Source organism: uncultured Veillonella sp. (genome assembly GCF_963551295.1).
Taxonomy (GTDB): domain Bacteria; phylum Bacillota; class Negativicutes; order Veillonellales; family Veillonellaceae; genus Veillonella.
In genome coordinates, this window is the sequence record NZ_CAUVFT010000009.1 from 1 (window position 1) to 25,512 (window position 25,512).

Sequence of the window (25,512 nt, forward strand, 5' to 3'; positions counted from 1 at the left end):
CTACGACCGATCGGTTAACAGCCGATTGCTCTACCGACTGAGCTATCGAGGAATGTATGGAGCGGGAAACGAGATTCGAACTCGCGACCCCCGCCTTGGCAAGGCGGTGCTCTACCGCTGAGCTATTCCCGCAAATGGTGGACGATGACAGGATCGAACTGCCGACATCCTGCTTGTAAGGCAGGCGCTCTCCCAGCTGAGCTAATCGTCCATGTGGTGACCCGTCCGGGAATCGAACCCGGGATACCGCCGTGAAAGGGCGGTGTCTTAACCGCTTGACCAACGGGCCAGAAATGGTGACTCACCCGCGACTCGAACGCGGGACACCCTGATTAAAAGTCAGGTGCTCTGCCAACTGAGCTAGTGAGTCAAATGGCTCCTCGAGTAGGACTCGAACCTACGACCGATCGGTTAACAGCCGATTGCTCTACCGACTGAGCTATCGAGGAATGTATGGAGCGGGAAACGAGATTCGAACTCGCGACCCCCGCCTTGGCAAGGCGGTGCTCTACCGCTGAGCTATTCCCGCATACAGAACCGATAATTACTATAACATAATTATCAATCTGTCGTCAAGGATGAATTAAGTCCGTCCTGACTGCCATATAATAATATCAATTTACACATATAGTGTCAATGGTTTTTCCATAAAATGCTAGTAAATATTGGTTTAAAGACCATCGCCCACATAAGAAAAATGGAGATGGTACAATCCCCTTTAAAACGGGTTATTCTTTATTCTTTTGTCTACCTTTACCAGCCCCATCTTCGGCTGCACTCACCTCCGCTTCAACGAAGGTTTTCATGTCATTTAGCATATACATAGATGCATTGATAACAGATAGGCCCATGGTAGAACCTAAGGCTTCATCGATTAGCAGTTTATAGTCTAAATAAGGCTTTACCCCTAAGAAGCGACATTGTTCCTTATGTATAGGTTCATCATGTATAGGCTCATCATAGGCAGCCGACGGGAACACATAGTCCTTAACTAGCGGTTCAATGGTAACCGCCGCTAAAACAGCTGCACCAGTTACTATATTATCAAAGACTACAGCCATGCGATGGCTAGCAGCTCCTAAGATAAAGGCCGTTAAAAATGCAATATCTAAACCACCCGCTATGTGAAGCAAGTGCAATACCGCATCACGGCGCTCACTTTCACTAATAGCAGACCAATCATCAACAGCAATCTTGAATGGATCTACAAAGGAATGAATATGAGCAGCACGTTCATCCACTGTAGGCCCCCATTCATTGTGTACGAGAATATCATTGTAGGCACAGCCTGTAATAGTAGCTGTCGTTACGAGAGAATCTAAAAAGGCTCTCTCCCCTATGTTACCAATCGCCACCACTTGTAGTCCATCTGCATGTAATTTATCTGCATAGGTAAAACCTAGCTCAAGAGCACGGTCTAATTCATCTCGAGAAATAACAGGTTCTACACCAAAGAAATGGGACCCCTTCCGAATCACCTGTTGCTCAATATTTGCTAAATCAGAAGTGTCTTGTTCTAGACCTATATTCACCACATGTACCGTAGCATTTAATTTAGCTGCAGCCCCTTGTGTAGCTGTTCTTCCCTCATTAAAGCGTTTTATGGCAGCATAACTTTCACTACCATGTTGATCATTTTGCGGTCCATCTACCAAGTGATCAGCTGCCACAACGAGCACACCTTGACGCAAATGATTTGGTTTAGGGTCTCTTAAAATTCCTGCAAAACGCTCCGCTATAGTTTCTAACGTAGCCAAGCTATAGATAGGCTTTGTCAGATTATCAATACGGAATCGACATGTTTCCATTGCTTGTGTATCTAACGGCTCAATTTTGAAAGTTCTCATTTATTACCTCCTGTAATAGCCATATACATATGCACCGCAAGATCTAGCATCCCCATTTGTATCGAACTGCCAGAGGCCTCCCCCAAACAAAGTCCCAAGTCTACATACGCTTCTAAGCCTAGGTTTTCTAAGGAGGACTTCGCCGCCTTTTCAGCAGACAAATGAGATGCCATCACATAATCCATCGCTTTTGGAGCCAACGTTTTAGCCACCAATGCACAAGCCGATGTATTAAATCCATCGATAATAACTAACCCATGATTTGCTGCAGCGCCTAAGATAACACCAACAATACAAGCAAATTCAAAACCGCCTACAGACGATAAAATACCAAGAGCATCATCCTTACTAATATCCTTATATTTTTCTAGCACATCATGAACGATCCGCTGTTTTAGTTTGAGCCGTTCATCAGAAATATTCGTCCCTCGTCCCGTTGCCTCTTCCGCTGTAAGTCCTGCAAACTTAGCAGTCATAAGGGCGCTAGCTGTCGTATTCGATATGCCCATTTCACCTACCAAAAATACGTTGAAACCTTCATCGATTTTTTCTTTTACTAGACGAATCCCTGTTTCGATGCCCTCCACGGCTTGTTCGCGCGTCATAGCCGGCTCTTCTACAAAGTTTTTTGTACCCATCCCCAGTTTATGACTTCGAAGGCCTGGAACCCAACTCATATCCGCATCAATCCCCATGTCGATAACTTCCATTTGGGCCCCACAATAATTAGCTAGGGAGTTAGCACCCGCCCCTTTAGGGATTAGATAATTTTGTGTCATCCCAACAGTTGTTTCCTTAGGATACGCACTGACACCCATATCAGCTACGCCATGATCCGCAGAAGCAATAATCATGCATGGTTTTGGCACGGTTACCTGCTCTTGATTCGTAGCCGCCCCGTATTGAGCCACAACATCTACAAGACGACCATATAGTTCCACCGGCGATTCTGCATTCCAGCTATTAAATATATGTTGTTCAATCTTTAAGCTGCGACCTGTAATAGCGCCACAAGTTTCTTGTAACAAACTCATAAAAGCTCCCTTAACATAATATATTTACATACTCATATCGATATATAGTATACACGATTCTAGCTATATGTCATGTTTTTTCAGTTACATTACTCTCTTATAGGATACAAAACTACGCAAATTTAATTATCCTTGATTTGACCAGTTAAATACGGTAACTTTCCTCGAATCTCGCGACTTCGTTCAAGATAGATTTCTAATTCTTGACCGTCATCCTCTTGTAAAAGTATCTCTTTTACACGTTGAATTTCTGCTTCAACTTGTGTAAGACCTTCGATGACATTACGACGATTTCCATAGATAATTTCACGCCACATAGATGGTAACCCACCTGCAACACGGGTACAATCACGGAACCCACCAGCAGATAATTTCATGCGTAATTCGCCCAATTCACCACCGCCAGAAACTTGTGTCACAATGGACGCCAACAAATGAGGCATATGACTAACCATCGCAAGATATGCATCATGGGCATAGATATCGACAAATTCAATACGAGACCCTAAGGCACGACCCATTTCAGCTAATTCTTGAGCTACTTCTTCACTATATACATCAGATGCCTTATCTTCTAACACGATCCAGCCCATACCTTTGAATAGGTTTTTATGAGATACTTCATACCCACCCTTTTCGGATCCTGCCATAGGATGGACAGATACGAAAACGGTCCCCTTAGGAATCGATTCATAAACGGCTCGTACAAAATTTTCCTTCGCACTAGATACATCGGTTACGACTTGTCCCGGTCTAAATAGATGAGCCGTTTCAGTAAAAAGTCGTGCATTTGTATCAGGCGGCAAGGAGAATACAACGATATCAGAATGTTTAATCAATGGTTCAACTTCTGTCCATGCAGCTTTTACTACTCCATCTTGAATAGCCGCATCACAGACCTCTTGGCGACGTGCATAACCTACTACCTCATAATCGGTATATGCCTTTAAGGCCTTTGCCAAGGATCCACCTAATAGGCCTAAGCCAATAATGCCTACTGTCTTGCTCATATAAACCTACTTTCAAGTAAAACTAGCAATGTCTATTCTCCAATATAATGCTAGTTATATTACATTATTATTTAGCTAATTGTAAATCAAAATTAGGGAGAATGAAATTAAGCTTCGATAAGATGCTTGTTTCTCCATTTGCCGCTATACCAACGATATACAAACAATACACCTCGCAAGATTTCATCAGCGGCCATGGCAATCCATATACCAACAAGGCCCCAGCCCCAGTAAATACCAAATAGATACGATAATGGCACGGCGCATAACCACATGCCAAAGATTCCCACTAGCATAGGCGTACGAATATCACCAGCAGCCTGTAAACAACCAACCATAACGATATTTACTGCACGTCCTAACTCAAGGAAGATCTCAACCAGTAATACATTATGTGCTAACTCTAAGATTTCCGGATCTGAAGTAAACACAGATACAACAAAATCACTAGTCACATAGAAGAATGTAGCAAGACCTACGCTAATAGCAATCGCTAAATACATGGACCTCCATACACGACTAGTAACCTCCTCTTGGCGTTTAGCGCCCATTAGGAAGCCTACAATAACTTGTGAAGCATTGGATAGCGCTATGGTGTATACATAACAAAGCATGGCGATAACAGATACATACACCTTTGTATTGATTACCGCGAGTCCCAAAATATTGACCATTTTCATAATCGTCGTTTGAGATAATTGATAGCTCAATGTTTCTCCACCAGAAGGAACACTAATATGCAATAAAGATTTAACCGTATGCCACGGAAATGGTTTTAAGAATGAAAAGCTAATTTTTAAGTCCAATAATTTCTTAAAAGTATAACCAATAATCACGAGGCCTACTACCTTAGATAGCCACGTAGAAATAGAAACACCTAATACCCCAAGACTTGGTATTGGTCCATGTCCAAAGATTAATACATAGTTTGTTAGAATATGAATGATATTCATCACAAGGGCAATGTACATGGTAACGCGTGTTAATGAGTGACCTCTAAATACGGCTACTAACGCATAATACATCGCTTGTATCGGTAGCCCTGCAGCAACGATAGTAGTATATATCGACGTATCACTCATCGTTTCTGGTGGTATACCTAGCCATGTAAAGATCCATTCATGGCAAGTAGTAAAGAATACTGCCGCTATAGATGAAAAGAGAAAATTCATCATTAAGCTGACCGTACATACTTCTGATAGCTTGGACTGGTTTCTCGCTCCTAAATATTGAGCAATCAAAATCGTCGTAGCTGTACTCATGACGATGATGAGCATAATAAAGATATTTAAAATTTGATTGGCATTAGCTACCGCTGCTACCGCTTGAGGCGAGTAGTGACTCATCATCAATTGGTCTATATTACCTACTAGCATCTGTAGGAACACTTCAATAAATATAGGCCAACTCAAAGTCCAGATAGATAGACTGAGGCCCTTTTCGTATGCTTTCATAAAAACCTCTGCAATGAATACGATACAATTGCAATGAATATCATACAATGTCCTTATTATATCACGTTATATAACCACATGGGACAAATCGCAGAAAGCAATATACTAAATAGTTTTTCATAAAATAGTACATATAAAAACGTGCCACCCGAAGGTGACACGTTTCTTTAATCAGCATCCTACCTAATGGGTACGATACTAATATTATTTAAATTGATTGCAAAGACTATCAAATAATGCTTGGTCAGGTTTTACAACATCTTCAGTCAATGGACGAGGATGTGGTCCGCCATTTGCTGCAGCCATTGCTTTTTCAAAGGAAGGTTTAGATGTATTTTGATAGATAAGGCCTGTAACCAAACCATCAGTATCACCCAAAGTTTTAAGCGCTGTTGCACGATCTGTTGGGTCATAACCTTCAGGCAATGCTACTAAGTGTTCTTTGAACCAATCATAACTATTGCGTTTATTATATGTAACACATGGGCTAAATACATTAATGAAGGAGAAGCCCTCATGATCCATAGCTTGTTGAATCAAATCAACGAGCTCTTTACGATTCACCATATAGCTTTGTGCTACAAATGTAGCACCTGCTGCAATCGCAGTTTCACAAACGGACAATGGAGACTCAAACGCACCATGAGGAGTTGTTTTTGTAACAAAACCGATGTCAGAACGAGGGGATGCTTGACCTTTAGTCAAACCATATACATGGTTATCCATTACTACGTATGTCATGTTTACATTACGTTTAAAAGCATGAATGGTGTGACCCATACCGATAGCAAAGGCATCACCGTCACCGGAAAATGCAATAACTTCTAGGTCTTGGTTAGCAAGCTTAACGCCTTGCGCATAAGGAAGCGCACGGCCATGAGTTGTATGCGCACCATAAGCGTAGAAATAGCCACCGATACGGCTAGAACAACCAATACCGGAAATTATGGCTAATTTTTCTGGTGGAATATTTTTCGCTACTACAGCGTCAGTAATCGCCGCTTGAACCCCATAATGGCCACAGCCTGGACACCAGTTAGGACGAATATCATTTCTGTAATCTTTAGCTGTTGTCATATTATAGGACCTCCTTAATCGCATTTTTCACATAACTTTTTGTGAATGGATTACCATCGTATTTCAAGCAGCTAGAAATCTTATGTTTCTTATGCATGTTGATTTTAAATAAGTTAGCCAATTGACCAGTTTTATTGTGTTCTACAATAACTACTTTTTTCGCCGCATCAAAGAACGGTTGTAATTGCTTTGCTGGGAATGGTTTAATTAAGCGCAATTGTAAATGGTTAACTTTAACACCTTCTTGATCGAATTCAGCAACAGCTTCTTCGATAGCACCACGACTAGAAGCCATACCTACAACGAGTACATCCGCTTCGTCGTATTTAGCATTGTTCAAGAATGGTTCATAATTGTCAGCTACAGTTTCCAATTTACGGAAACGTTTATCAGTTTGCGCTACGTGCATTGTAGGCGCTTCTGCTGGTTTACCTTCTTCATTATGCTCTAAACCTGTGGAAAGGAATAGACCATTTTTCATACCTGGAATTGTACGAGGGGAAATGCCATCTTCAGTCAATTCAAAGCGTTTAAAGTAGTTAGGTTGTACCAATTCAGGAAGCTCAGCTTCTTTCATCATTTTACCTCGATTAATAGGTACGCGGTTCAAATCGAAAGAAGGAACGGATTGTTTATTCAAACCTTGTTGTAAGTCAGGCATAAAGATAACTGGACATTGGTACATTTCTGCCAAGTTGAAAGCTTTTTGAATTTCATAGAAACATTCTTCAATAGATGTTGGAGAAATTACGATACCAGAGTAGTCACCATGTGCATTGTAGCAAGCTGCATCAATATCGGATTGTTCAACTTTTGTAGCCATACCAGTGGATGGGCCAGAACGTTGAACGTCAATAACAACCATTGGCAATTCAGCCATGGAAGCCATAGACAAGGATTCTGCCATCAAGGAAAGGCCTGGACCAGAAGTACATGTAAAGCCACGAACACCTGCGTATACACCACCCATAGCTGTCATACATGCTGCGATTTCGTCTTCTGTTTGAACAACAGTTGAGCCCAACTTATCCATAGTTTTAATCATGTATTCCATAACTTCGGATGCTGGCGTAATAGGATATGATGCCATGAAACGGGAGCCCGCAGCAATAGCACCAAGAGCACATGCTTCGTTACCTAATAAGAACATTTGATCTTTCTTACCAGGCGCTGGCAATGTATCGATCTCAACATCGCCTAACTTTTCCATTACAAGGCTATGACCATCATCGAAAGCAGCCAAGTTTTTATCTATAATCTCTTGGGATTTCTTTGCAAATTTCTCAGTAATAGCATCTTTAAACATCTTAGTATCAAAGCCAAGAAGCGCTACGGACATTCCAAGTGCTACGATATTACGCATCAACAAGGAGCCTTGTTTCATTGCTGTTTCAGAGATAGGCAAAGATAAACAATTAATCTTTGTACCTTCAAATTTAGAAAAGTCTGGATTAACTTTGCTATCACAGATGATATATCCACCATCGCGTACTTCGGAACCGTGCATATCAACGGTTTCTTGATCAAGGGAAAGCAAGAAGTCTACCCCTTCACCAATGGACATAATTTGTTCCAATGCTACGCGCAATGCGAATGTAGTATGACCACCTTTGATGCGAGATGCAAATAAACGTTGGCTATACAAAGAGTAACCTTCTTTAGCAAGGATTGTGGCCATGATTTCACCGCAACTCTCGATACCTTCACCTTGTTGGCCGCCCATTTTCCAGATAAAATCTTTACGTTTTTGCAAGAGATTCACCCTCCTTAGGATAAAAATTACACTGCTGACAAGAGTCTACCTTACTATTTTAATGTATGTATAGTACGAACCTGTCTTATATCGTCATTGTATCATGTATATTTTAGGTTTACAATGTATCATTTCACATAATAATAGGTATAAATTAAGGTATTATAACTAAAAATTATAAGAGAAAAAGGATACCACTTTTTAAGTAGTATCCTTTTAGTATTTATGCTTATCGTTTTATATTCAGACGGCAAAAAAAGAGTCTATATAAAATTATATAGAATATTTATTCTCGAATCATCTAAAATATTTATTTCGTAACACCTCTTGTTGACGCTCCTCAGTGAAGAATATTTCTTCTAAACATAAGCCTTGAGCGGGTGCAGTTTTTCCTATAACACGGCGGTCCTTAGCTACTAAGTACCCTTTAATGTCCTCCACCTTACGGCGACCAAGTCCGACATCTACGAGTAGTCCCGCAATATTACGCACCATATGATATAAGAACCCATCACCGACCACAGAAATCGTTACGTGAGCCCCCTTTGCCTCAACATGGATTCCCAGAATTGTTTTTACAGGATCAGCAGGGGTTGAATTCGTTCCCTTTAAGGTTGTAAAGTCATGCGTACCTAATAGTTCATTACCTGCAGCCTGCATCCGATCAATATCTAAGGGCTTTTTCACATGCCAATGATACCGCTTCGTCAAAGGATCTGCAATGAGCTGATTATGAATCGTATATACATACTCTTTACCGTATATATTCCATCGTGGCTTCCAGTCTAATGGAATTTCTACTGCTTCTAGAACGACTATATCTTTTGGAATATGAGCTATCATGGCGCGAGGGATATTTTCTACCGGTATAATCCCTGACGTTTGAAAAGTACACACTTGAAATTTAGCATGCACCCCTGCATCTGTACGAGATGCACCATAAATTTGAATGGGTTCATTACAAATACGTGATAAACCATATTCCAAACATCCTTGTACCGTTAAGCCTTTATCATTAGGTTGCTTTTGATAGCCTGCTAAATCTGTACCATCATAAGCCACTATGATCTGTATGTTTCTCATAGATCTAACCACCACAATGCGATAAGTACAATAGTTACCAAAACAACAGCGCCAACACCAATATAATCGACATAGGTAACTTGTAATTCCTTCATACGCGTACGGTTGACACCACCTCTATAGCAACGCGCTTCCATAGCGATAGCTAATTCATCGGCCCGTCGAAACGCACTGATAAATAATGGCACTAAAAGTGGCACCATGTTTTTCGCTCGTTGAATAATAGAGCCTGTCACAAAGTCTGCACCACGAGCAGATTGTGCTTTCATAATACGATCTGTCTCATCCAATAAGGTAGGGATGAAACGCAACGCAATAGTCATCATCATGGCTAGTTCATGAGCAGGAACACCAATGCGACGGAATGGATTGAGCAAGTGCTCGATGCCATCAGTTAAGCGAATCGGTGATGTGGTATAGGTCAACAAAGAAGAGAACAAGATTAAGAAGATTAATCGTGCCGCCATTTGAAGGCCCATTGCCACCCCATGATCTGTAATATTAATAATTCCCCATTGGAAAATTGGATTACCAGGCGTCGTAAAAATATGAATACCCATGGTAAATACGATGATAATCCAAAGCGGTTTAATAGCAGACCACATCAGGCGTAATGGCAAACGCGATAATAGCATTGCAAAGATGGTAAAACCACCTACTATGCCATAGGCTAGTGGAGAATTTGCCAAGAAGATAGCCACTACGAAGATGGTAGTAGCAATAATCTTTGCTCGCGGGTCCATGCGATGCAAAAAGGAATTCCCTGGGAAGTATTGACCAATAGTAATGTTATTTAACATGGCTACCTCCCTCTAGAATTGCTTGTACCGCATCATCTACAGACAGTACGCGATTAGATACATCAAGGCCTTGTTCACGCAAATATTCCATGGTAACAGACACTGGTGGAACATCTACACCAACAGCTTGTAACTCATCACGATGATTATTAAAGATGTCCATCGGCTCACCATCAAGAACGACACGCCCTTTATCGAGTACTACGAGACGGGAAGCCATGCGAGAAATATCTTCCATATTGTGAGATACAAGAATTACAGTTATTCCCTTTTCTTTATGAAGTCGAATGATTTCTTCAAAAATTTCTTCCCGTCCAAATGGATCAAGACCAGCAGATGGTTCATCAAGCACAAGGAAATCTGGGTTCATAGCCACTACACCAGCAATAGCAACGCGGCGCATTTGACCACCAGATAAATGAAATGGAGAACGTTCTGCATATGTATCGTAATCGAGTCCTACGAACTTCATCGCATCTCGCACACGCTCGTCTACGTCATCAGCACTAAGCCCTAAATTTTTAGGACCAAAGGCGATATCCTGAGCAATGGTTTCTTCAAACAATTGATGCTCTGGGTATTGGAATACCATACCAACCTTATGGCGCATTTTTTTAGCTTCCTCTGTGGAGGCGCTAATATCTACACCATTGACCGTAACGGTACCAGTTGTAGGATGTAATAGACCATTTAGATGCTGTACAAAGGTAGATTTACCGGAACCAGTATGACCGATAACACCTAAAAACTCCCCATTTTCAATGGTAAGAGATACACCACGAAGTGCAGTCTTTTCAAAAGGAGTACCCATGCCGTAAGTATATGTAATATTATCTAATACGATCGCCATTAGTGGGTTTCCTCCCCTCTTGAAGCATCTGTTGAGTGTATAGCGGATAATTGCTTGCCTAACTTTGAGCCTTTAAGGCCCTTTGCTAACTCTTCATTATTAATGATACTCTTACCAACTTCATACCCTTTAGCATTCAGTTTAAAAGCAATTTCTGATGCCACCGGTACATCGAGGCCCAGACCTTTTAAGGTATCTACATGGCTAAAGATTTCACGAGGCGTACCATCATGTAATTTCACACCATTTTTCATAACCACAACGCGGTCTGCCGTAACAGCTTCCTCCATAAAGTGTGTAATATATACAATGGTAATACCTTCTTCTTTATTGAGCTTATGAACTGTTTCAAGAACCTCACGACGACCTTTGGGGTCGAGCATCGCTGTTGGTTCATCAAGAACAATGCAATCAGGCTTCATCGCTAATACACCTGCGATAGCAATACGTTGTTTTTGTCCACCCGATAATAAATGGGGCCCATGTTCTCTATATTCAGTCATATTAACAGCGGCTAACGCTGCATCGACACGTTGTCTAATTTCTGCACTAGGAATACCTAAGTTTTCTGGACCAAAGGCAACGTCCTCTTCTACGACGGCCGCTACAATTTGGTTATCAGGATTTTGAAATACCATCCCCACATGTTGGCGAATCTCCCAAATATGCGCTTCATCTCGCGTATCAAAACCACACACGTTGATATATCCTTCGCTAGGTTGTAATAGCACATTAAAATGCTTGGCAAGCGTACTTTTACCACTGCCATTAGTACCGATGATACAAACAAATTCGCCGTGCTTAATGGATAGACTCACATCGTCTAAGGCACGTACATCATTGCCGTTTTCATCAGTATAAATATGACTCATATGATTGACCTCAATCATAATGTCTTGTTCATTCATGGATAACCTCATATCTTTCTAGTCAATTTCGTTTCTATGAAAGTAGAACCATTTGCATCATCTATCATACTCATGCTGTGCATGATTACCTTATTTCAATTTATCCTATTGATAGAACTGGAATTTAATAATGTCTTAGATTTTATGCAAAAAGTTGACAATACATATTCATTATTTACGATAACTGCTAACATATTACGATATTATACTAGTCGATTGTACCATAAAATTGACAATAAAAAAACGGTGCTGCAACGTAAGTTACAACACCGTATGAGTTTGATTAAACTAACTCGATAATAGCCAAAGGTGCAGCGTCACCTTTGCGGAGACCAGTTTTGATTACACGAGTGTAACCACCTTGGCGGTCTGCATATTTTGGAGCAATTGTATCAAACAATTTTTTTACTACACTTTCATCCATGAGGTATGCAAGAACTTGGCGACGTGCATGAAGATCACCACGTTTAGCCAAAGTTACCATTTGATCAGCTAAAGAACGAAGTTCTTTCGCTTTAGCTTCAGTCGTTTCAATACGCTCATATTGGAAGAAAGATGTTAACATGCTACGGAACAACGCTTTACGAGCGGAGCTGTCGCGGCCTAATTTTCTGTACATTCGTCTTCCTCCTTATTCGCCTTTTTGTTTAAGTTGAAAACCACCTGGGTGATTATTGAGTTTTTCCTCAATTTCATCGATAGATTTTTTACCTAAGTTGCGAACTTTTCCTAAGTCATCAATGGTTTTGTCTAGCAAATCTGCAATTGTATTAATGCCAGCACGTTTCAAGCAGTTATACGCACGAACAGAGAGTTCCAACTCGTCGATGGAAATCTTTGCTGGGCCGTCATCTACAGCTGGTTCTTCATTATCGGAACCTACTGGATCTATAACGATACCGCCTTCACCAGTGTTTACATCTACAACATCTGCAGAATGCGCTAATTTAGTGAAGTTCCCTAAATAACCAATCATAATGGCAGCAGATTTTGCCACTGCATCAGCAGCAGTAATGGAGCCATCAGTCCAAACTTCTAATGTAAGCTTGTCGAAGTCCATTTCATTGCCTACACGAACATCACTCACTTCGTATTTAGCACGAAGAATTGGAGAGAAGATGGAATCGATTGGAATACAACCAATAACATCAGTATCTTTTTTATTCTTCGTTGAAGGAACATAGCCTTTACCTCGTTCGATTACTACGTCCATTACGAGATGAGCTGTCTCATCCATTGTCGCAATCACGAGTTCAGGATTCAATACTTCTACCTCTGGCGGGAATTGTTCAGCTAAATCAGTAGCTGTCAATATTCCATCCTTTTGGAAGTCGAAATGAACTTCCAAAGGTAATTGTGCTTCTTCTTCAACTTTGATGCACAATTGCTTTAAGTTAAGGATGATATCCGTAACGTCTTCGCGAATACCAGGAATAGTAGAGAATTCATGAAGAACTCCATCAATTTTGATAGAGGTGATAGCTGCCCCATCCAAGGATGAAAGCAAAATTCTGCGTAAGCTATTACCGAGAGTGATCCCATAACCACGATCTAATGGTTCACATACGAACTTACCATAACGACCGCCATCGGCGATGTCCACTTTCTCGATTTTAAGTTTCTTTTCTTCGCTCATCAGGAACATCCTCCTATATAACACACGTTCATAGTTAATTATAGCACCGTATCATATCGGTCACTATAAATTATACACGACGGCGTTTTGGAGGGCGACAACCATTGTGAGGAATTGGAGTTACGTCTTTAATGGAAGTAACTTCAAGACCTGCAGCTTGTAAAGCACGGATTGCAGCTTCACGGCCGGATCCAGGACCTTTTACGAATACTTCAACAGTGCGAAGACCATGTTCCATTGCAGCTTTAGCAGCTTGTTCAGCAGCCATTTGAGCAGCAAATGGAGTGGATTTACGAGAACCACGGAAGCCCAAGCCACCAGCGGAAGCCCAAGACAACGCATTACCGTTTGTATCTGTCAAAGTTACGATAGTGTTATTGAATGTAGAACGAATATGAGCCGCACCGGATTCAATATGTTTCTTTTCTTTTCTTTTAGTTCTAACAACTTTTTTAGCCACGCTTTATCCCTCCTTTATCTTATTTCTTTTTACCAGCAATTGCTTTTCTAGGACCTTTGCGAGTACGTGCATTCGTTTTAGTACGTTGACCACGAAGTGGTAAACCCATACGATGACGTTTGCCTCGATAGGAGTTGATTTCAATTAAGCGTTTAATGTTAAGAGCTTCTTCACGACGAAGGTCACCTTCTACTTTGTAATCAGCATCTAACAATTCACGGATTTTCGCTACTTCATCTTCAGAAAGATCGCGAACGCGTGTGTCAGGATTGATGCCAGTTTTAGCAATAATTTCAGATGCTAAAGTTGGACCAATACCATAAATATAAGTTAAACCAATTTCCACTCGTTTATCACGAGGTAAATCTACACCGGCGATACGTGCCATCTAATCATCCACCTCCTATCAGATTATCCTTGTTTTTGTTTATGTTTTGGATTTTCGCAAATAACCATTACACGGCCTTTGCGTTTAATGATTTTACATTTTTCGCATATCTTTTTAACTGATGGTTGAACCTTCATTAGTACCTCCTTTGTGGACCCTATGCTTATTTAAAGCGATAGGTGATGCGACCACGATTTAAGTCATACGGTGTCAGTTCCATAGTAACTTTATCACCAGGAAGAATACGGATAAAATTCATACGCATTTTACCTGACACATGAGCCAATACGATATGACCATTTTCCAATTCAACTTGGAACATGGCATTCGGTAATGCCTCAACGACCGTACCTTCCACCTCAATAACGTCTTCTTTTGACATATCTTTTCCTCCGGTTACCTGTTTATTTAATTAACCGCGGTTCTTCCCGCATAGTTAATATTTCAGGGCCGTTTTCTGTAACAACCACTGTATGTTCGAAATGAGCAGCAGGTTTACCATCTACTGTAACTGCTGTCCAGTCATCCCCTAATACACGAACACGATGTGTCCCTAGAGTTATCATCGGTTCAATACACAATACCATACCTGGTTTCATAAGAGGTCCTTGATCAGGACTACCATAGTTTGGTATTTGCGGATCTTCATGCATTTCGCGGCCTAAACCATGCCCTACGAAGTCGCGTACGACACCGTAACCATGTTTCTCACAATACGTTTGAACAGCGTGACCGATAGCACCAATACGGTTACCGACTTTCACTTGTTCAATTCCCTTGAACAGACTTTCCTCTGTAACTTTTAACAATTTCATCACATCGGGTTTGACGTGACCAATAGGAATCGTCACAGCCGAATCGCCGTGATATCCATCAATAGATGATACGAGATCAATACTGAGGACATCGCCGTTTTTAAGCTTACGCTTAGCGCTCGGAATACCATGAACGACTTCTTCGTTAATAGAAGCACAGATTGTAGCGGGGAATCCATAGTACCCTTTACAACTTGGTATACCACCGTGGCTGCGAATATATTCTTCGGCAATTGTATCTAACTCAAGCGTCGTGATGCCAGGTTTAGCCTTTTCTACTAACAAGGACAACGTGTCTGCTGTAAGCTTACTTGCCTTGCGGATACATTCAATCTCATGGGGCGATTTTAAAATAATCATAGATTATTTCTCCAACGCCTTAATGATGTCAGCAAATACTGCGTCTACATCTTGTAAACCATTGATTTCTTGATACAATCCGCTATTGCGATAGTAATCAATTAATGGTTTAGTAGATTCTTCGTACACAGCTAGACGTTTCTGTACTGTTTCAGGGTTATCATCAGCACGATTTTCTAGAACAGCTCGTTCGCTAATACGTTTAACCAATTCCTCGGAAGGAACGTTTAAGTTAAGTACAGCGTCCAAAGAAATTCCTAATTCTTTAAGGATTGCATCCAAGGATACAGCTTGCGCTGTAGTTCTTGGGAATCCATCAAGAATAAATCCAGATTTGCAGTCATCTTTCACCAAGCGATCACGTACGATACCAACAGTTACACTGTCTGGTACCAATTGACCGGCATCGATGTATTTCTTAGCCTCAACTCCAAGAGGTGTTTCGTTCTTAATCGCAGCGCGGAACATATCACCTGTTGAAATTTGGGGAATACCGTATTTTTCAATAAGTCGAGCTGCCTGAGTGCCTTTACCAGCACCAGGAGGTCCCATTAATAGAATATACATATTGTTTCCCTCCTATTTCACAAAGCCTTTATAGTGGCGTGTTACCATGAGCGACTCAATTTGTTGCATTGTATCAAGTGCTACACCTACAACGATGAGAAGAGCCGTACCACCAAAGTATACGCCTTGGACGCCGGTTATACTACCGAGGAAATTCGGTATAATAGCAACGACAGCTAAGAATACAGCGCCAGCCAAAGTGATCTTGGTCATCACGTTATCCACATAATCAGCAGTTGGTTTACCCGCACGAATACCTGGGATAAAACCACCGTATTTTTTCATATTATCTGCCATATCTGTAATGTTGATAGAGATTGCAGTATAGAAATACGTAAAGATAAAGATCAATATCGCATACAATGCCGTTTGTAACGGCGTCCCCCATGTAAATAAATCAGCAACTTTATGAACAAATTCATTGTCAATAAATTGTGCAATTGTTACAGGGAACATCAACACAGATGACGCAAAGATAATTGGGATTACACCCGCCTGATTGACTTTCAACGGCAAGAATGTAGAGTGACCACCGTACATTTTACGCCCTACTACGCGTTTTGCGTATTGGATAGGAATGCGACGTTGGCCTTGTGTAACTGCCACTACGACAGCGATCATCGCAAGTGCAATTACAGCAAATAAGAATGCTTGGAACATGTTAATGGTTCCGTTTTGGATATATTGATAAATAGTTTCGAGACCATCTGGCAATCGAGCTACGATACCAGCAAAGATGATCAAGGAAATACCATTACCTATACCATATGCTGTGATTTGCTCACCAATCCACATCAATAAACATGTGCCTGCTGTGAGGATGATGGCCACAACAAATACGCTAAGGAAATCATTATTTACCAAAGCGTTATTTGCTCTAAGAGCAAATGCCATACCAGCGGCTTGTACAAAGCCAAGGACTACGGTGCCATAACGAGTTACCTTCGCTATTTTCTTACGCCCGTCTTCACCATCTTTACTCCATGCTTCAAACTGAGGAACTACAGACTGAAGCAGTTGCATGATGATGGAAGCATTAATGTAAGGGGTAATACTCATCGCAAAGATAGAGAACTTACTTAGCGCACCACCAGCAAACAAGTCTAATAGACCAAATAGGTTACCGGATGTAAACAAGGATTCAATAACAGATGCATCTACACCTGGTACTGGGATGTGAATGCCGGCTCTAAACACAGCAAACATCATCAATGTGTACAAAATCTTGTTACGTAACTCAGTAATCTTAAAGATGTTCGAGAGGCTATCTAGCACCCTAGATCACCTCAACTTTTCCGCCTGCTGCTGTGATTTTTTCTTCAGCAGCTTTAGTGAAGCCATTAGCGATAACAGTCAAGTTTTTAGTTTCCAATGTACCGTTACCTAAAATACGAATACCATCGCGTACATTTTTCAAAATGCCAGCTTCAATAAGAGCTACTGGATCAACTGTTGCACCATCTTCAAAACGATTTAATTGTGCTACGTTAACTTCAGCATATTGTTTAGCAAAAACGCTGTTGTTGAAACCGCGTTTTGGTAAACGACGATAAAGAGGCATTTGGCCGCCTTCAAAACCGGAGCGAACGCCACCGCCAGAACGGGAGTTTTGACCTTTTTGACCACGACCAGATGTTTTACCCAAGCCAGAACCTAAACCACGGCCTACACGAGTACGAGTTTTTTTAGAACCAGCTGCTGGTTGTAATTCATGAAGTTTCATTCAGTGCACCTCCTTATCAGTATTAAACTTCTTCAACTTTTACTAAATGTCTAACTTTGTGAAGCATACCTTCGATTTGAGGTGTCACTTCTTTTACGACTTGAGAATTAGTTTTTTTCAAGCCCAAAGCTTTAACTGTCGCGCGTTGATCTTCAGGACGACCGATTAAGCTTCTTGTTAATGTTACTTTAACTTGTGCCATTTCTTGTCTCCTTATTACGCGTTATAGATTTCTTCAACGGTTTTACCACGAAGTTCAGCAACTTCGCTAGCGCGTTTCAAATCTTTCAAACCTTCGATTGTAGCACGAACCATATTGTTAGGGTTAGAAGAGCCCAAAGATTTAGTCAAGATGTTACGAACACCTACTAATTCCAATACGGCACGAACAGGGCCACCAGCGATAACGCCAGTACCTTCAGCAGCTGGTTTCAAGAATACGCGGCCTGCACCGAATACGCCTGTTACGCTGTGAGGGATTGTACCATTTTTAATTGCTACGTTTACAATATTTTTCTTAGCATCATCAATACCTTTGCGAATTGCTTCTGGTACTTCCGCTGCTTTACCTAAGCCAACGCCTACATAACCGTTGCCATCACCAACAACTACAAGAGCGCTGAAGGAAAAACGACGACCGCCTTTAACTACTTTGGCTACGCGGTTGATGAATACTACTCTTTCTTTAAGATCAAGACTGGTGTAGTCAATTCTCGCCATGTCTATAGTTCCTCCTTCTTAGAATTTTAAGCCTGCTTCACGAGCACCTTCTGCAAGGGCTGCTACGCGGCCGTGGTAAATGTAACCACCACGGTCAAACACTACAGTGTCAATGCCTTTAGCGATAGCTTTTTTAGCAACTGCTTCACCAACAGCTTTAGCAGCAGCTACGTTACCACCATAGGATAAGTTCAAATCTTTATCTAAAGAGCTAGCAGCAACCAAAGTTGTACCTGCTACGTCATCGATTACTTGTGCGTAAATGTTGCTCAAAGAACGGTAAACGTTCAAACGTGGGCAAGTTGCCGTACCAGAGATGTGACGGCGGATACGAAGATGACGTTTTGCTCGAGCGATATTTCTACTAGATTTACGAGGCAAGATATTCACTCCTTTCATTCATATAGATGATATTACTATTTACCTTTTGCACCAGCTTTACCAGCTTTGCGACGAACAACTTCGCCTTCATAGCGGATACCTTTACCTTTGTAAGGTTCAGGTTTTCTCCATTTACGGATATCAGCTGCTACTGCACCTACAACTTCTTTGTCTGCACCAGACACGACGATTTTGTTAGGAGCTGGAACGTCGATTGTAATACCAGCTGGAGCTTCCATTTCTACTGGATGAGAGAAGCCAAGTGTAAGAGCTAATTTATTGCCTTGTTTAGCCGCTCTGTAACCAACACCGTTGATTTCAAGAGTTTTTGTAAATCCTTCAGATACGCCTGTTACCATATTAGCAACAAGAGCGCGAGTCAAACCGTGAAGGGAACGATGATTTTTATCGTCAGAAGGACGAGTTACTGTGATTGTGTTACCTTCTACAGTGATATTCATATCTGGATGCAAATCGCGAGATAATTCACCTTTAGGGCCTTTTACGTTCATATGATGGTTATCATATGTAACAGTAACGCCTGCAGGAATCTCGATAGGCATTCTACCGATACGTGACATTATTTCTACCTCCTATTGCTACTATTACCAAACGTATGCGATTACTTCGCCACCAAGACCTTCTTTACGAGCTTGTTTGTCGCTCATAACGCCTTTGGACGTAGAAATAACTGCGATACCCAAACCACCAAGTACACGAGGAAGTTCTTCCTTTTTCGCGTAAACACGTAAACCTGGTTTGGAAATACGTTTAATTCCTGTAATAACTTTCTCGTTATTGGAACCATATTTCAAAGTTACTTTTAAAGTGTTTTCTTCTTTTTCAACGTTCTTTACAAAGCCTTCTTGTAAAAGGATGTCAAGAACGGCTGCTTTCATTCTAGATGCAGGAATGTTTACCGTTTCATGAAGTGCAGCGTTTGCATTACGGATGCGCGTAAGCATATCCGCGATAGGATCGGTCATTACCATAATCTAAAAACCTCCTCTCGTCTAATATTACCAGCTGGCTTTTTTAACACCAGGAATTTGTCCTTTGTACGCCAATTCACGGAACGCAATACGGCTGATACCGAATTTACGCATATAGCCGTGAGGACGACCAGTTAAGTTGCAACGGTTGTGCAAGCGTGTTGGGGATGCATTTGCTGGTAATTTGGATAAGCCTTCATAATCACCTGCTGCTTTTAACGCTTCACGTTTAGCTGCATATTTTTCAACGATTTTAGCGCGTTTCTTTTCGCGTTCAATCATAGATTTTTTAGCCATCTATATGTTCCTCCTATTATTTTTCAAAAGGCATACCGAATTGAGTCAACAATTCACGAGCTTCTTCATCTGTCTTAGCACTTGTTACGATAATGATATCCATACCAGTAACACGTTCTACCTGATCATATTCGATTTCAGGGAAGATGAGCTGTTCTTTAAGACCCAAAGCGTAGTTACCACGGCCATCGAATGCAGTAGCGCTGATACCGCGGAAGTCACGTACACGAGGTAATGCCGCATTGATCAATCTATCAAGGAATTCATACATGCGTTCGCCACGAAGAGTAACTTTTGTACCCAACGCCATGCCTTCACGAACTTTGAAGTTCGCAATGGATTTTTTAGCTTTTGTGATGACAGGTTTTTGACCAGCAATGATAGTCAAGTCATTAACTGCTGCTTCCAATGCTTTTGCATTACCTACTGCATCACCTACGCCGATGTTGATAACGATTTTTTCCAATTTAGGAATTTCCATTACGTTGCCGTATTGGAATTTTTCTTGCATACTCTTTTTGATTTCAGAGTTGTATTGTTCAAACAAACGAGACATTTATGTAGCTCCTCCTTTCCTGATTATTTAAGTACTGTACCGGATTTAACAGTAGCGCGAACGAATTTACCGTCCTTACCTTCTACCTTTTTGATACGAGTAGCTGTTTTAGTTTCTGGGTCAACAACCATTACGTTAGAAACGTGAATGCCCGCTTCTTTAGTAACGATGCCACCTTGTGGGTTAGCTTGGGAAGGTTTTGTGTGACGTTTTACAGTATTAACGCCTTCAACAAATACGCGTTCTTTTTTAGGTTCAGTTGCGATAACTGTACCTTGCTTACCTTTATCTTTACCGGAGATAACAACAACTGTATCGCCTTTTTTGATTTGTAGCTTAGCCATATGCTGCGTTCCTCCTTCTTATAATACTTCTGGAGCCAAAGAAACGATTTTCATGAAGTCTTTTTCACGAAGTTCTCTAGCTACAGGTCCAAAGATACGAGTACCACGAGGGGTCTTGTCATCTTTAATAACTACTGCTGCGTTTTCATCGAAACGAATATAGGAACCGTCTTGACGGCGGATACCTTTTTTAGAACGAACAATAACAGCTTTAACTACGTCGCCTTTCTTGACAACGCCACCGGGTGATGCATCTTTTACAGAAGCAACGATTACGTCACCGATATTGCCGAATTTGCGATAAGAACCGCCCATGACTTGGATGCACATAATACGTTTAGCACCAGTGTTGTCGGCAACATTCAAAATTGTTTGTTGCTGGATCATCGTCTATTCCTCCTTACATCACTCTTATTTTTGTCTTTCAAGAATTTCAACAACTCTCCAACATTTATCTTTAGAAAGTGGACGAGTTTCTACAATTTTAACTGTATCGCCAACTTGGCACTCATTATTTTCATCATGAGCTTTGAAGCGTTTTGTGCTAACCATTGGCTTGTTATATAATGCGTGAGGTACTTTACGTTCTACAGCAACAACAACAGTTTTATTCATTTTGTCGCTTACAACTTTACCTACGCGAACTTTACGTACGTTTCTTTCTTCTGCCACGATTTTAAGCCTCCTTTTCAACCATTAACAAATCTGTTATTATGCGTTTTCAGATTTAAGTTCAACTTCACGTTGTACAGTTTTAATACGAGCGATTGTCTTCTTAACTTCACGAATGCGCATAGGATTCTCTAATTGACCTGTTGCAAGCTGAAAACGGAGGTTAAATAACTCTTCCTTAAGACCGGAAACTTTTTGTTCCATTTCGGCAGCGCTCATATTGCGAATGTCATTAACCTTCATTTACGTCACCACCCAATTCTTTACCCTTAACAACAAATTTGCATTTGATTGGAAGTTTATGGCTTGCAAGACGCATGGCTTCACGAGCTGTAGCTTCTGGCACACCGTCCATTTCAAACATTACACGACCTGGTTTAACCACTGCTACCCAGTATTCAGGAGAACCTTTACCGGAACCCATACGAGTACCAGCTGGTTTAGCTGTGATTGGTTTGTCAGGGAAAATTTTAATCCATACTTTACCACCACGTTTGATATAACGAGTCATAGCAATACGGGCAGCTTCAATTTGACGGTTTGTAATCCAAGATGGTTCGCATGCTACCAAGCCGAACTCACCATGAGACACTGTATTACCGCGCATAGCACGACCTTTCATACGGCCGCGGAATTGCTTACGATGTTTTACGCGCTTTGGAATAAGCATTACTTGCCACCTTCTTCCTTCTTAGCAGGTGCTTGTTTTGCTTCTGGCAAAACTTCACCTTTGTAAATCCATACTTTAATGCCAATACAACCATATGTTGTATGAGCTTCAGCAGTACCGTAGTCAATGTCTGCACGAAGTGTATGCAAAGGAATAGAACCTTCACGGTAGGATTCGCTACGAGCGATTTCAGCACCGCCAAGACGACCGCTTACCATGATTTTGATACCTTTTGCACCTAAGCGCATTGTACGACCTACAGCTTGTTTCATTGCACGGCGGAAGCCGATACGGCGTTCCAATTGGCCCGCAATGTTTTCAGCAACTAATGTTGCATCCATATCTGCTTGTTTAATTTCTGCAATGTTAACATCCACTTGTTTATCAGTGAAACGAGTCATTGCTTTTTTGATATCTTCGATACCAGCACCACCACGACCGATAACCATACCTGGTTTCGCAGTGTGGATAGTCAATTTAATACGTTTATTTGTACGCTCGATTTCAATGCGGGAAATACCAGCAATGAAAAGGGTTTCTTTCAAGAAGTTACGAATTTTTACGTCTTCATGAAGATTAGCAGCGAAATCTTTATCTGCATACCATTTTGCGTCCCAATCTTTTACGATACCGACACGCAAACCGTGTGGATTAACTTTTTGACCCACTCTGTTTCCCTCCTTCTTAAGCTCTTTCTTTAACTACTACTGTTACGTGGCTAGTACGTTTCAAAATTTTGAAAGCTTGACCACGGGAACGAGGATGAATGCGTTTTAATGTAGGGCCTTGATCAACGAAGATCTCGGATACGTAAAGATTGTCAACATTCATATCGAAATTATGTTCAGCGTTTGCGATTGCAGAACGCATAACTTTTTCTACTACATCAGCGCCAACTTTCGGAGTGAACTTCAAGATGGCAAATGCTTCGCCGATGTTTTTACCGCGCACTAAATCTGCAACGATACGGATTTTACGAGGCGCGATTCGGATATGTCTAGCGATTGCTTTTGCTTCCATGTATTATTTCCTCCTATTTTTTGCCTGTAGATTTTTCGTCCTTACCATGACCTCTATAAGTACGTGTAGGAGCGAACTCACCTAATTTATGACCTACCATATCTTCTGTAATGAATACAGGTACATGTTTGCGACCATCATGCACAGCAATTGTGTGGCCTACAAAACTTGGGATAATAGTAGAGGCACGGGACCAGGTTTTTACAACTTTCTTTTCGTTAGTTTCGTTTAAAGCTTCAACTTTCTTAAGCAAATGATCTGCTACGAAAGGGCCTTTTTTAATAGATCTGGACACTATTTTATCTCCTTTCCTTTATCCTATTTTGTACGACGTTTAATGATTAAGCTATTAGAAGCTTTTTTCTTGTCGCGAGTTTTAACACCATGTGCTGGTTTACCCCAAGGTGTAACAGGATGTTTACGACCAACAGGAGATTTACCTTCACCACCACCATGTGGATGGTCACAAGGGTTCATTACAACACCACGGTTGCCAGGGCGAACACCCATCCAACGATGACGACCAGCTTTACCGATTACAAGGTTGCTATGGTCAGCGTTACCAACAACACCAACTGTTGCACGGCACTCTTGACGAACACGACGCATTTCACCAGATGGTAAACGAAGAATAGCGTAGCCATTATCTTTACCCATCAATTGAGCAGATGTACCAGCGGAACGAACGATTTGACCACCTTTACCGATTTTCAATTCGATATTGTGGATTTGTGTACCGTCTGGAATATTAGCCAATGGTAAGCAGTTACCAGGTTTAATATCGGACTCAGGACCGGAGAATACAACGTCACCAACTTTTAGACCGTTAGGAGCTAAAATGTAGCGTTTTTCACCATCAGCGTAGTTAAGCAAAGCGATACGAGAAGAACGGTTAGGATCATACTCGATTGTTGCTACTTTAGCTGGAATATTATCTTTAGTACGTTTGAAGTCAATAATACGGTATTGACGTTTGTGACCGCCACCTTGGTGACGAACTGTCATTTTACCAGTATTGTTACGACCACCTTTTTGAGAAATCTTAGCGAGCAAGGATTTTTCTGGTTTGCTTGCTGTGATTTCGTCGAAGGCGGATACTGTCATAAACCGGCGACCAGCGGAGTACGGTTTAAATGATTTAATTGCCATTAGTGGGCCTCCTTACAACTAGACTCTTAGACACCTTCAAAGAATTCAATGGATTCGCCAGCTTTTAAGGTCACGATAGCTTTTTTGTAATCGCTACGTTTACCTTGTGTACGACCCATGCGTTTAGTTTTACCTAAAACACGAATAGTAGCTACTTTTTCTACCTTTACATTGAAGATTTTTTCAACTGCTTGACGGATTTGCACTTTATTTGCAGTTAAAGGCACACGGAAAGTGTATTTGCCTTCTTCCATAAGCATAGTGGATTTTTCGGTAATAACCGGGCGGATTAGTACATCATGTAATTGCATTATCCGAGCACCTCCTCGATTTTTGCGACAGCGCCTTTAGTAATGAAGAGCTTATCGTAATGAAGAAGATCGAAAATATTCATACCTTCGCAAGCCAAAGCTTTTACACCTTGAATGTTGCGAGCGGAACGTTCAACATTTACATCACCTTCAGTGATGAACAATACTTTTGCATCACCAACGTTGAAGCTATTAATAATGTTCAACACTTCTTTTGTTTTAGGAGCTGCTAATGTGATTTCTTCCAAAACGTATAATTCGCTATTATTCACTTTATCGCTAAGAGCAGATTTAACTGCTAAACGTCTAGCCTTACGAGGCATAGCTTTGTAATAGCTGCGAGGTTGTGGACCAAATGTAGTACCACCACCAATCCAGATTGGGGAGCGGCTGGAGCCTGCACGAGCACGGCCAGTACCTTTTTGTTTCCAAGGTTTGCGACCACCGCCACGAACCATACCTCTAGTTTTTGTTGCATGTGTGCCGAGACGTTCGTTAGACAATTGACGAACTACGGCTTGATGCATTACGGCTTCGTTAACTTCAACGCCGAATACTGCATCGTTTAACTGTATTTCACCGACTTTAACGCCGGATTGATTATATGTTGCTACTGTAGGCATTACATAATCCTC

38 protein-coding genes and 6 tRNA genes are annotated in these 25,512 nt (G+C 41.2%); all 44 read right to left on the reverse strand.

Annotation, left to right across the window (positions count from 1 at the left end; all coding sequences use genetic code 11):
* Nucleotides 1-57 precede the first annotated feature (57 nt).
* Nucleotides 58-132, reverse strand: a tRNA-Gly gene (locus RYO55_RS03580).
* 3 nt (nucleotides 133-135) lie between these two features.
* Nucleotides 136-211, reverse strand: a tRNA-Val gene (locus RYO55_RS03585).
* 3 nt (nucleotides 212-214) lie between these two features.
* Nucleotides 215-289: transfer RNA gene (locus RYO55_RS03590), tRNA-Glu, on the reverse strand.
* 5 nt (nucleotides 290-294) lie between these two features.
* Nucleotides 295-370 (reverse strand) — tRNA-Lys (locus RYO55_RS03595).
* 3 nt (nucleotides 371-373) lie between these two features.
* Nucleotides 374-449, reverse strand: a tRNA-Asn gene (locus RYO55_RS03600).
* A gap of 5 nt (nucleotides 450-454) precedes the next feature.
* Nucleotides 455-529, reverse strand: a tRNA-Gly gene (locus RYO55_RS03605).
* Between the two features lie 199 nt (nucleotides 530-728).
* Nucleotides 729-1,847 (reverse strand): nicotinate-nucleotide--dimethylbenzimidazole phosphoribosyltransferase, encoded by a 1,119-nt coding sequence (locus RYO55_RS03610; RefSeq protein ID WP_314984218.1) that lies wholly within the window; start codon nucleotides 1,845-1,847, stop codon nucleotides 729-731.
* Nucleotides 1,844-2,881, reverse strand: coding sequence for a nicotinate-nucleotide--dimethylbenzimidazole phosphoribosyltransferase (gene cobT / locus RYO55_RS03615; RefSeq protein WP_302498864.1), 1,038 nt, complete (start codon nucleotides 2,879-2,881; stop codon nucleotides 1,844-1,846). The genes RYO55_RS03610 and cobT overlap by 4 nt, the downstream gene beginning before the upstream one ends.
* A 122-nt stretch (nucleotides 2,882-3,003) precedes the next feature.
* Complete coding sequence (locus RYO55_RS03620; protein WP_270279417.1) at nucleotides 3,004-3,891, reverse strand: prephenate dehydrogenase/arogenate dehydrogenase family protein; 888 nt, start codon at nucleotides 3,889-3,891, stop codon at nucleotides 3,004-3,006.
* Nucleotides 3,892-3,998: 107 nt separating this feature from the next.
* Entirely contained in the window at nucleotides 3,999-5,345 is a 1,347-nt protein-coding gene (locus RYO55_RS03625; RefSeq protein WP_314984222.1) for an MATE family efflux transporter, read from the reverse strand.
* Nucleotides 5,346-5,549: 204 nt separating this feature from the next.
* The gene (locus RYO55_RS03630) at nucleotides 5,550-6,422 is read right to left on the reverse strand and encodes a 2-oxoacid:ferredoxin oxidoreductase subunit beta (protein ID WP_302498862.1); all 873 of its coding nucleotides are present in this window, start codon (nucleotides 6,420-6,422) and stop codon (nucleotides 5,550-5,552) included.
* Between the two features lies 1 nt (nucleotide 6,423).
* On the reverse strand, nucleotides 6,424-8,175 hold the full coding sequence (locus RYO55_RS03635) for a 2-oxoacid:acceptor oxidoreductase subunit alpha (RefSeq protein WP_004698101.1): 1,752 nt from the start codon (nucleotides 8,173-8,175) through the stop codon (nucleotides 6,424-6,426).
* Between the two features lie 297 nt (nucleotides 8,176-8,472).
* Complete coding sequence (gene truA / locus RYO55_RS03640) at nucleotides 8,473-9,258, reverse strand: tRNA pseudouridine(38-40) synthase TruA (RefSeq protein ID WP_314984223.1); 786 nt, start codon at nucleotides 9,256-9,258, stop codon at nucleotides 8,473-8,475.
* A complete protein-coding gene (locus RYO55_RS03645) occupies nucleotides 9,255-10,058 on the reverse strand; it encodes an energy-coupling factor transporter transmembrane component T (RefSeq protein ID WP_308521880.1) in 804 nt (267 codons plus the stop codon). Before RYO55_RS03645 ends, truA begins: the two co-directional genes overlap by 4 nt.
* Nucleotides 10,048-10,908, reverse strand: coding sequence for an energy-coupling factor transporter ATPase (locus tag RYO55_RS03650; protein WP_295813875.1), 861 nt, complete (start codon nucleotides 10,906-10,908; stop codon nucleotides 10,048-10,050). The genes RYO55_RS03645 and RYO55_RS03650 overlap by 11 nt, the downstream gene beginning before the upstream one ends.
* Complete coding sequence (locus RYO55_RS03655) at nucleotides 10,908-11,816, reverse strand: energy-coupling factor transporter ATPase (RefSeq protein ID WP_287531453.1); 909 nt, start codon at nucleotides 11,814-11,816, stop codon at nucleotides 10,908-10,910. Before RYO55_RS03655 ends, RYO55_RS03650 begins: the two co-directional genes overlap by 1 nt.
* Before the next feature lie 283 nt (nucleotides 11,817-12,099).
* Entirely contained in the window at nucleotides 12,100-12,435 is a 336-nt protein-coding gene (rplQ, locus tag RYO55_RS03660) for a 50S ribosomal protein L17 (protein WP_004695155.1), read from the reverse strand.
* Nucleotides 12,436-12,447: 12 nt separating this feature from the next.
* Nucleotides 12,448-13,452: a DNA-directed RNA polymerase subunit alpha gene (locus RYO55_RS03665; RefSeq protein ID WP_008602523.1), complete on the reverse strand. Its 1,005-nt coding sequence runs from the start codon at nucleotides 13,450-13,452 to the stop codon at nucleotides 12,448-12,450.
* A gap of 70 nt (nucleotides 13,453-13,522) precedes the next feature.
* Nucleotides 13,523-13,912, reverse strand: a complete 390-nt coding sequence (rpsK, locus tag RYO55_RS03670) for a 30S ribosomal protein S11 (RefSeq protein WP_004695151.1) — start codon at nucleotides 13,910-13,912, stop codon at nucleotides 13,523-13,525.
* Nucleotides 13,913-13,931: 19 nt separating this feature from the next.
* Nucleotides 13,932-14,300 carry a 30S ribosomal protein S13 gene (rpsM, locus tag RYO55_RS03675; protein ID WP_004695149.1) on the reverse strand — a complete coding sequence of 123 codons (369 nt, stop codon included), beginning with the start codon at nucleotides 14,298-14,300 and terminating at the stop codon, nucleotides 13,932-13,934.
* 23 nt (nucleotides 14,301-14,323) lie between these two features.
* A complete protein-coding gene (gene rpmJ, locus RYO55_RS03680) occupies nucleotides 14,324-14,437 on the reverse strand; it encodes a 50S ribosomal protein L36 (RefSeq protein WP_004695148.1) in 114 nt (37 codons plus the stop codon).
* A 26-nt stretch (nucleotides 14,438-14,463) separates the two neighbouring features.
* Nucleotides 14,464-14,682: a translation initiation factor IF-1 gene (gene infA / locus RYO55_RS03685; protein WP_004695147.1), complete on the reverse strand. Its 219-nt coding sequence runs from the start codon at nucleotides 14,680-14,682 to the stop codon at nucleotides 14,464-14,466.
* A gap of 22 nt (nucleotides 14,683-14,704) precedes the next feature.
* On the reverse strand, nucleotides 14,705-15,475 hold the full coding sequence (gene map / locus RYO55_RS03690) for a type I methionyl aminopeptidase (protein WP_008602519.1): 771 nt from the start codon (nucleotides 15,473-15,475) through the stop codon (nucleotides 14,705-14,707).
* A gap of 3 nt (nucleotides 15,476-15,478) precedes the next feature.
* On the reverse strand, nucleotides 15,479-16,042 hold the full coding sequence (locus tag RYO55_RS03695; RefSeq protein ID WP_004695145.1) for an adenylate kinase: 564 nt from the start codon (nucleotides 16,040-16,042) through the stop codon (nucleotides 15,479-15,481).
* Nucleotides 16,043-16,054: 12 nt separating this feature from the next.
* On the reverse strand, nucleotides 16,055-17,317 hold the full coding sequence (secY, locus tag RYO55_RS03700) for a preprotein translocase subunit SecY (RefSeq protein ID WP_012864761.1): 1,263 nt from the start codon (nucleotides 17,315-17,317) through the stop codon (nucleotides 16,055-16,057).
* Between the two features lies 1 nt (nucleotide 17,318).
* Nucleotides 17,319-17,765, reverse strand: coding sequence for a 50S ribosomal protein L15 (rplO, locus tag RYO55_RS03705; protein WP_004695141.1), 447 nt, complete (start codon nucleotides 17,763-17,765; stop codon nucleotides 17,319-17,321).
* Between the two features lie 22 nt (nucleotides 17,766-17,787).
* Nucleotides 17,788-17,967, reverse strand: coding sequence for a 50S ribosomal protein L30 (gene rpmD, locus RYO55_RS03710; protein WP_004695138.1), 180 nt, complete (start codon nucleotides 17,965-17,967; stop codon nucleotides 17,788-17,790).
* 14 nt (nucleotides 17,968-17,981) lie between these two features.
* Nucleotides 17,982-18,485: a 30S ribosomal protein S5 gene (gene rpsE, locus RYO55_RS03715; RefSeq protein WP_004695136.1), complete on the reverse strand. Its 504-nt coding sequence runs from the start codon at nucleotides 18,483-18,485 to the stop codon at nucleotides 17,982-17,984.
* Nucleotides 18,486-18,503: 18 nt separating this feature from the next.
* Nucleotides 18,504-18,884: a 50S ribosomal protein L18 gene (gene rplR / locus RYO55_RS03720; RefSeq protein ID WP_005385510.1), complete on the reverse strand. Its 381-nt coding sequence runs from the start codon at nucleotides 18,882-18,884 to the stop codon at nucleotides 18,504-18,506.
* Nucleotides 18,885-18,901: 17 nt separating this feature from the next.
* Entirely contained in the window at nucleotides 18,902-19,447 is a 546-nt protein-coding gene (gene rplF / locus RYO55_RS03725; RefSeq protein WP_004695131.1) for a 50S ribosomal protein L6, read from the reverse strand.
* 24 nt (nucleotides 19,448-19,471) lie between these two features.
* On the reverse strand, nucleotides 19,472-19,858 hold the full coding sequence (gene rpsH, locus RYO55_RS03730; RefSeq protein WP_004695128.1) for a 30S ribosomal protein S8: 387 nt from the start codon (nucleotides 19,856-19,858) through the stop codon (nucleotides 19,472-19,474).
* A gap of 27 nt (nucleotides 19,859-19,885) precedes the next feature.
* The gene (gene rpsN / locus RYO55_RS03735; RefSeq protein ID WP_004695122.1) at nucleotides 19,886-20,155 is read right to left on the reverse strand and encodes a 30S ribosomal protein S14; all 270 of its coding nucleotides are present in this window, start codon (nucleotides 20,153-20,155) and stop codon (nucleotides 19,886-19,888) included.
* A 16-nt stretch (nucleotides 20,156-20,171) separates the two neighbouring features.
* Complete coding sequence (gene rplE, locus RYO55_RS03740) at nucleotides 20,172-20,711, reverse strand: 50S ribosomal protein L5 (protein ID WP_004695119.1); 540 nt, start codon at nucleotides 20,709-20,711, stop codon at nucleotides 20,172-20,174.
* Nucleotides 20,712-20,734: 23 nt separating this feature from the next.
* On the reverse strand, nucleotides 20,735-21,055 hold the full coding sequence (gene rplX / locus RYO55_RS03745) for a 50S ribosomal protein L24 (RefSeq protein WP_004695118.1): 321 nt from the start codon (nucleotides 21,053-21,055) through the stop codon (nucleotides 20,735-20,737).
* A gap of 18 nt (nucleotides 21,056-21,073) precedes the next feature.
* Entirely contained in the window at nucleotides 21,074-21,442 is a 369-nt protein-coding gene (gene rplN, locus RYO55_RS03750; protein ID WP_004695117.1) for a 50S ribosomal protein L14, read from the reverse strand.
* Nucleotides 21,443-21,466: 24 nt separating this feature from the next.
* Nucleotides 21,467-21,727, reverse strand: a complete 261-nt coding sequence (gene rpsQ / locus RYO55_RS03755; protein WP_295206356.1) for a 30S ribosomal protein S17 — start codon at nucleotides 21,725-21,727, stop codon at nucleotides 21,467-21,469.
* A 39-nt stretch (nucleotides 21,728-21,766) separates the two neighbouring features.
* Entirely contained in the window at nucleotides 21,767-21,970 is a 204-nt protein-coding gene (rpmC, locus tag RYO55_RS03760) for a 50S ribosomal protein L29 (protein WP_004695115.1), read from the reverse strand.
* Nucleotides 21,960-22,397: a 50S ribosomal protein L16 gene (gene rplP / locus RYO55_RS03765; RefSeq protein ID WP_004695114.1), complete on the reverse strand. Its 438-nt coding sequence runs from the start codon at nucleotides 22,395-22,397 to the stop codon at nucleotides 21,960-21,962. Before rplP ends, rpmC begins: the two co-directional genes overlap by 11 nt.
* Nucleotides 22,397-23,065 (reverse strand): 30S ribosomal protein S3, encoded by a 669-nt coding sequence (gene rpsC / locus RYO55_RS03770; RefSeq protein WP_004695113.1) that lies wholly within the window; start codon nucleotides 23,063-23,065, stop codon nucleotides 22,397-22,399. Before rpsC ends, rplP begins: the two co-directional genes overlap by 1 nt.
* 16 nt (nucleotides 23,066-23,081) lie before the next feature.
* The gene (gene rplV, locus RYO55_RS03775) at nucleotides 23,082-23,417 is read right to left on the reverse strand and encodes a 50S ribosomal protein L22 (protein ID WP_004695112.1); all 336 of its coding nucleotides are present in this window, start codon (nucleotides 23,415-23,417) and stop codon (nucleotides 23,082-23,084) included.
* A 13-nt stretch (nucleotides 23,418-23,430) separates the two neighbouring features.
* Nucleotides 23,431-23,712 carry a 30S ribosomal protein S19 gene (gene rpsS, locus RYO55_RS03780; protein WP_004695110.1) on the reverse strand — a complete coding sequence of 94 codons (282 nt, stop codon included), beginning with the start codon at nucleotides 23,710-23,712 and terminating at the stop codon, nucleotides 23,431-23,433.
* A 23-nt stretch (nucleotides 23,713-23,735) separates the two neighbouring features.
* Nucleotides 23,736-24,566 (reverse strand): 50S ribosomal protein L2, encoded by an 831-nt coding sequence (rplB, locus tag RYO55_RS03785; protein WP_005385496.1) that lies wholly within the window; start codon nucleotides 24,564-24,566, stop codon nucleotides 23,736-23,738.
* A 26-nt stretch (nucleotides 24,567-24,592) separates the two neighbouring features.
* Nucleotides 24,593-24,877, reverse strand: coding sequence for a 50S ribosomal protein L23 (gene rplW, locus RYO55_RS03790; RefSeq protein WP_004695108.1), 285 nt, complete (start codon nucleotides 24,875-24,877; stop codon nucleotides 24,593-24,595).
* A complete protein-coding gene (gene rplD, locus RYO55_RS03795) occupies nucleotides 24,877-25,500 on the reverse strand; it encodes a 50S ribosomal protein L4 (protein WP_004695105.1) in 624 nt (207 codons plus the stop codon). Before rplD ends, rplW begins: the two co-directional genes overlap by 1 nt.
* Between the last annotated feature and the right edge of the window lie 12 nt (nucleotides 25,501-25,512).